Origin of the sequence: Roseateles sp., from assembly GCF_039595295.1 — a bacterium.
Classification (GTDB): domain Bacteria; phylum Pseudomonadota; class Gammaproteobacteria; order Burkholderiales; family Burkholderiaceae_C; genus Roseateles.
In genome coordinates this window covers 1-5,174 of the sequence record NZ_JBCNLU010000083.1, presented here as the reverse complement: position 1 = coordinate 5,174, position 5,174 = coordinate 1, and the positions used below count along the sequence as shown (strand labels likewise).

The window sequence follows — 5,174 nt, the reverse complement described above, 5'->3', positions numbered from 1 at the left end:
ACGAAGTCCCTGGGCATGGGCGTGATGAGCCACCAGATCCAGAACACGACCTACTTCGCGGCCTGGTCCTTCGACGTGAAATTCGAGGGCAAGAACGTCGTGCGGCACCTGGATCTGACCACCCACAACAACATGCGCTGAGCGCATGTCGGCCTGAGGATCACCCCATGACCACCGGAAACACCGCCGCGATCACCGTCAGCGCGGCCGCCATGGCGCAGGCGCCGGTCGAGGACGACTGCAAGGAGCTCGAGCGCAACAACGAGACGCGCCGGGATCACGTCGAGAGCAACACCAAGGACAAGCGCCTGCGCAACAAGAGCGGCCTGGAGGACCAGGAGGGCACGACGATCTCGAGCTGCAAGTTCCAGGCGCCGAGCACGCAGACGGCCCGTTGCGCCAGCGCCCATTCGCATGGACGCGCGCATGAGATGTTCCCCAGCAAGTTCGTCGGCGGCGGCTCCGACGCGGTGCGCTCCGGCAGCGAGGGGGTGATGTGCTCGGAGAAGATCCATCGTCCGCCCTACAAGCAGAAGTCCGGTCACGCCGAGGCCCGGATCCTGGACACGCTGGGCGACCAGAGCGGCTTGAAGATGGTCTTCAAGATCGACTGGCGAAGCGGTAAGGGCGAACACTCGAATCTCCCCTGCGAGGATTGCCAGCGCCTGCTCTGCATCGCCATGGACGAATGCGATCATGAGATCTGGCTCTGCAACGACGACAACGAACCGCAGAAGCTCACCGAGGACGAGTGTGGTACCGAGCCCAACGGCAACGTCACCCCCCTGGCCCGCCGGAATCTGACGCTCAAGATGCTTTGAGTTTCGCGTCGTCCCGTCCGTCTTTCATCGATTGCTCAATCCCATGCTGAACAGACCCGCCCACATCCCCGCCGCCCTTGCCCAAGCCCCCCTCACGTTCCCGTGGAGCAACGAGATCGCGGTCCGCCTGGACGACTTCGACGCGGTCCCGCCTCGCTTGGGCACGGCGCTGGAGAAGGTCAACTACAAGGGCAAGGTCGCGATCGCGCTGGGCTGCCTGGAGTGGGTGGTCTGGCGCCTGTCCGGCTTCGCCGACGTGCAGGACGCGCTGCAACGGATCGAGGCCGCCTGGGCCTCGGAGGTGTCCCTGGCCTACGCGCGCAGCCTGAATCTGACCAGCGTCAGGAACGACCTCGGTGCCGAGGGCGACCCCGCGGGACCGCTGCAAACCGCCCTGATCCGGCTGGAGCTCCTGCATCTGATGTACCGCAAGGGAAAGACGCAGATGATCAGCATGTCGGGTCGCTGCGCGCTCCTGGCCTTCCATGTGCTCCCGGCTGATTGCGGCTTCGAGGAATGGCTGGAGAAGACCTTGGTCGCCATGGCCGTCACCGACCCCTGCGGACCGGACTACGACCGCAGCGTCAGCCGCTTCGACTACAGCGCCGAGGAGCCGGTCCCACGCGCTTGGCTCGACGACTTGAGCGTACCGCGCGATCCGGCGGCCGCGGCGGCGGCATGGAACGCCTTCTTCCAGGCGGCGGATCCGACGCGCAATCCCTTCCTCGTGCCCGCCGACGAGATGCGCGCCGGCGGCTTCGTCGGCGAGCCTTACCTCTTCGCCTGATCGATCATGACGCCAGCGCCGCATCCGTTCGCCGACCTCGGCGGCTACGACCGCGCCGGGATCCGCTATCTGTGGAGCGACGCCCGCGCGAGTCAGGACTTCGCCTGGCCCATGGACGAGGCGGAAGCCCTCGCCGCCCAGGCGGCTCCAGCGAGCCTGCGATCGAAGCTGGGACTGTGCATCGCCCTCTACGAGATCGTCGTTGCGCGACTGCGCGATCTGCACGACGACCCGTATCCGGCGTTGGTGGTCGACTCCGCCTGGATCAGCCTGGCGGACCGCCGCTATCTGGAGTTCGACGACCGCGATCGCGCCGAATGGCTCGGCCCCGTGCGCGGACCGCTGTGGTGCGCCTTCACCTGGCTAACGCCGGCGCTGCATGAGGCCGACGATTCCCCGGCGGAATGGGAGTCGTCCTTTGTCTATCTGACGCGGCTCGCGCATCACCTGCTGCCCGATGCCGCCCACGCCGCGCTGCGCGCCTGGCTGAACGGCTGCATCGACCGGATCGTGACGCACCATCCCGAGCCGGTCATGCGACCGACCGAGGATCTCTTCGGTCGGTGGAAGGAATGGCGGCGCGGTCCTTACGTGACCGCGGCCTGCTTCGATCTGACGCAACCTTACGAACCGTCGCTGGAGCACGAGCGGCTCGAGCGGCTGCTGCGGTCGGTCGACGTCGCGGCGAATCCGCTGCTCAAGCCCGCCGCCGCGCTGCAGGCCGAGGGGATCCCGCAGCCCTATCAGGGGCTGCCGCCCCACGACGCGTTGAAGCGCTGAACTCGCCGATCAGATCTTGTAGTCCAGCGACACCGCGAAGGTGCGCGGTGCGCCGTAGGTCGCGCCGTAGGCCAGACCGCGGACGTACTTGCGATCGAAGACGTTGTTGACGTTCAGGCGCAGTGTCGCGGCCGGCGTCAGCTCGTAAGAGGCGAAGGCGTTGGCGGTCATGAACGCGCCCTGGTGCGTGCCGTTGGTCGCGTTGGTCTCCGACTGCCAGCGGCCGCCGACGCCCAGACGCAGGGCCGGCAGCGCCGGCACGCGCGTGTCAACGCGGAAGTTCAGCGTGTCGCGCGGGATCCAGACGTAGGTGTCCTTGCCGTCCGGACCGGTGAGCATCAGGTGGGTGTAGCCCACCGTGGCCTTGACGTCCTTGGTGATGCGGCCGGTGGCCTCGACTTCCCAGCCCTTGGACTTCACGTCCTGGCCGACGTAATAGTCCTGGCCGTCGATCGAGGTGCCAGGCGCCGAGATCTTGCCGGCGTAGGTCGCCAGGCCCTGCTGCTTCGCGCTGAAGACGGCGAAGGTCGTCAGCAACGCCTTGTTCATCCACTCGGCCTTGACGCCGACTTCGGTGTTCACCCCCTTCATCGGATCCAGGTACTCGCCCTTGATGTCGGTCTGATCCTGGTTCTGGAAGATGTTGGAGTAGGACACGTAGCCCATGATGTCGGGCGTGAAGTCATACGTCAGGCCGACGTAGGGGCTGGTCTCCTTCGTGTCCGGGTAGACCTTGTTGGTGGCCGCGTTCCCGTAGATCGAGGCGCCGTCACGCGCCAGCTTCACCGCGTTGACGCCGACCACCGCATGCAGCGCGTCCGTCAGCGCCAGGCGCGAGGCCGCGTAGAAGCGCGTCAGCGTCTGGCTGCCGCGGGTCGAGGGCGCGCGCGGGCCCCAGTCCGGCTCGGTGTACACGTTGCCGCCGTAGGGGAAGGCCGGCAGCGGATCCATCATGTGGTTCAGCGCCTCGAAGGTGTCGACGGCGGTCTTCTCGCGCGACTGGCTCAGGCCCACCAGCAGCGTGTGCTCGCGGCCGAAGGCGCTGAACTTGCCGTTGAGGTTGGCGTCCAGCACGTTGTTGTCGGTCGCGCCGAGGCTGCGATAGGGCCAGCCGACCAGGCCGGTGTTGTCGTTGTTCAGCACGCCGCTGTTGGAGAAGGCGTAGAACAGCTTGGTCGCCTCGTTGCTGTGACGGTAGTTGTAGGTGACCTTGGCTTCCCAGTCCTTGGACAGCTGGTGGGTGTACTCGGCGAAGGCGTTGTAGGACTTGGTGTTCCAGTAAGTCCAGTCCTGCGAGGTCGACGAGCCCACCGGGAAGTCGCCCTGCGTGCCGTCCGCGCGCAGCAGCGTCAGCGAGCCCCAGGTCGGCGAGTCCTGCTTGGAGTCCACCGCGGTGATGCCCAGCGTCAGCACGCCGTGATCGCCGATCTGGCCGTCCACCACGCCGTAGAGGGTGCTGCGCTTGTCCTTGAGGCCACGCTGGTAGGAGTCCTTGTCCTCGGTCACCGCCACGAAGCGGCCGGCCCATTTGCCGTCCTGGGTCAGGACCTTGTTGTAGTCGACGGCCGCGCGCTTGAGGCCGTAGGAGCCCAGACTGAAGCTGACCTCGCCGCCGTCCTCGTTCTTGGGGCGCTTGCGGATGTAGTTGATCGTGCCGGACGAGTTGCCCACGCCCGTCAGCAAGCCGTTGGCGCCGCGGATCAGCTCGATGCGGTCGAAGAGGAAGGTGTCCTCGCGACCCACGACCGTGCCCCAGGAGTTGGTCATGCCCAGGCCGTCGACCTGCGTCAGCTGGATGTCGAAGCCGCGCGCGTTGAAGGTCGCGCGGTTGGTCTCGTACTGCTCGACGTTGATGCCGGTGGCCAGGCCCAGCGCGTCGTTGCTGCCGGTCAGACCGAAGTTGGTCATGTCCTCGCGGTCGATGGAGCTGATGGTTTGCGGCGTGTCCTTCACGTCCATCGGCAGGCCGGTCGCGCCCTTGGACACCCGGTTGGCGCGCTTGCCGGCGATGACGATCTTCTCGAGCGTGGCGTCGGTGGACGGGGCCTGGGAGGCGGCGGCCACCGGGGCCGGGGCCGATTGCGCCAGGGCGGAATCGCCCAGCGCCAGAGCTGCCGCCAGCGCGCAGGCGGTCATCAGGAATTGCTGCTTCATCAGGAGTACGGGAGGAGAAGGAACCTTGGCGTATCCGAACGCCACCTCCGCGCACTTTAATGGAAATGCGATGAATTCGCATTTACGTACAGACAAACTCGGTAGCCGAACGTGGTATCGCTACCACGTTGCCCGCCTCCGTCAGGCGACCTCCGAGGCCACGACCGTACCGGGGTGTCGCGGCGCAGCATCAGCGGGGCACAGGCCCCTATCTGTTCACCATCACAATCCCCGCCGCCAGCCCCGCGAGCGCCAGCATCAGACGCGGGGTGATCGGCTCGGCGAGCAGCAGCGCTCCGGCGAGCAGGCCGAACAGCGGCGTGCTCAGCGTGAAGCTGGAGAGCTTGGTCGCCGGGTAATGGCGGATCAGCCAGAACCACAGCAGGTAGCTGACGAAGGACACGATCACCGCCTGGAACCCGAAGAGCCCCAGCAGGCGCCACGACCACGCGATGGGGAAGCCCTCCCCCGACACCGCGGCACCCACCGCGAGAGCCACCGCGGAGATCGCCAGCTGGTACAGCAAGGTCTTCTCGGCGCTCGCCGAAGAGAGCTTCGTGCCGCGGATCGCGAGCGTCGTCCCGCCCCACAGCAGCGCCGCCGCGACACCCAGCGCGTCACCGATCCATTGC

6 protein-coding genes are annotated in these 5,174 nt (G+C 66.8%); 4 read left to right on the top strand and 2 right to left on the bottom strand.

Going from position 1 to position 5,174, the window contains the following annotated elements; all coding sequences use genetic code 11:
• The first annotated feature begins 15 nt into the window (after window positions 1-15).
• Genes ABDW59_RS24500 through ABDW59_RS24485 form a run of 4 tightly spaced genes read left to right on the top strand, consistent with a single transcriptional unit; the run spans window position 16 to window position 2,388 of the window.
• Complete coding sequence (locus ABDW59_RS24500) at window positions 16-141, top strand: PAAR-like domain-containing protein (protein ID WP_343634089.1); 126 nt, start codon at window positions 16-18, stop codon at window positions 139-141.
• A gap of 26 nt (window positions 142-167) precedes the next feature.
• A complete protein-coding gene (locus ABDW59_RS24495; protein ID WP_343634087.1) occupies window positions 168-821 on the top strand; it encodes a hypothetical protein in 654 nt (217 codons plus the stop codon).
• 43 nt (window positions 822-864) lie between these two features.
• Window positions 865-1,608: a hypothetical protein gene (locus ABDW59_RS24490; protein WP_343634085.1), complete on the top strand. Its 744-nt coding sequence runs from the start codon at window positions 865-867 to the stop codon at window positions 1,606-1,608.
• Between the two features lie 6 nt (window positions 1,609-1,614).
• Window positions 1,615-2,388, top strand: a complete 774-nt coding sequence (locus ABDW59_RS24485) for a hypothetical protein (protein WP_343634083.1) — start codon at window positions 1,615-1,617, stop codon at window positions 2,386-2,388.
• Window positions 2,389-2,397: 9 nt separating this feature from the next.
• On the opposite strand, the gene ABDW59_RS24480 is transcribed toward ABDW59_RS24485, so the two are convergent.
• Both ABDW59_RS24480 and ABDW59_RS24475 read right to left on the bottom strand, forming a co-directional pair.
• A complete protein-coding gene (locus ABDW59_RS24480) occupies window positions 2,398-4,542 on the bottom strand; it encodes a TonB-dependent siderophore receptor (protein WP_343634081.1) in 2,145 nt (714 codons plus the stop codon).
• Window positions 4,543-4,750: 208 nt separating this feature from the next.
• The coding region (locus ABDW59_RS24475) for an EamA family transporter (protein WP_343634079.1) at window positions 4,751-5,174 on the bottom strand (424 nt) is incomplete at its 5' end.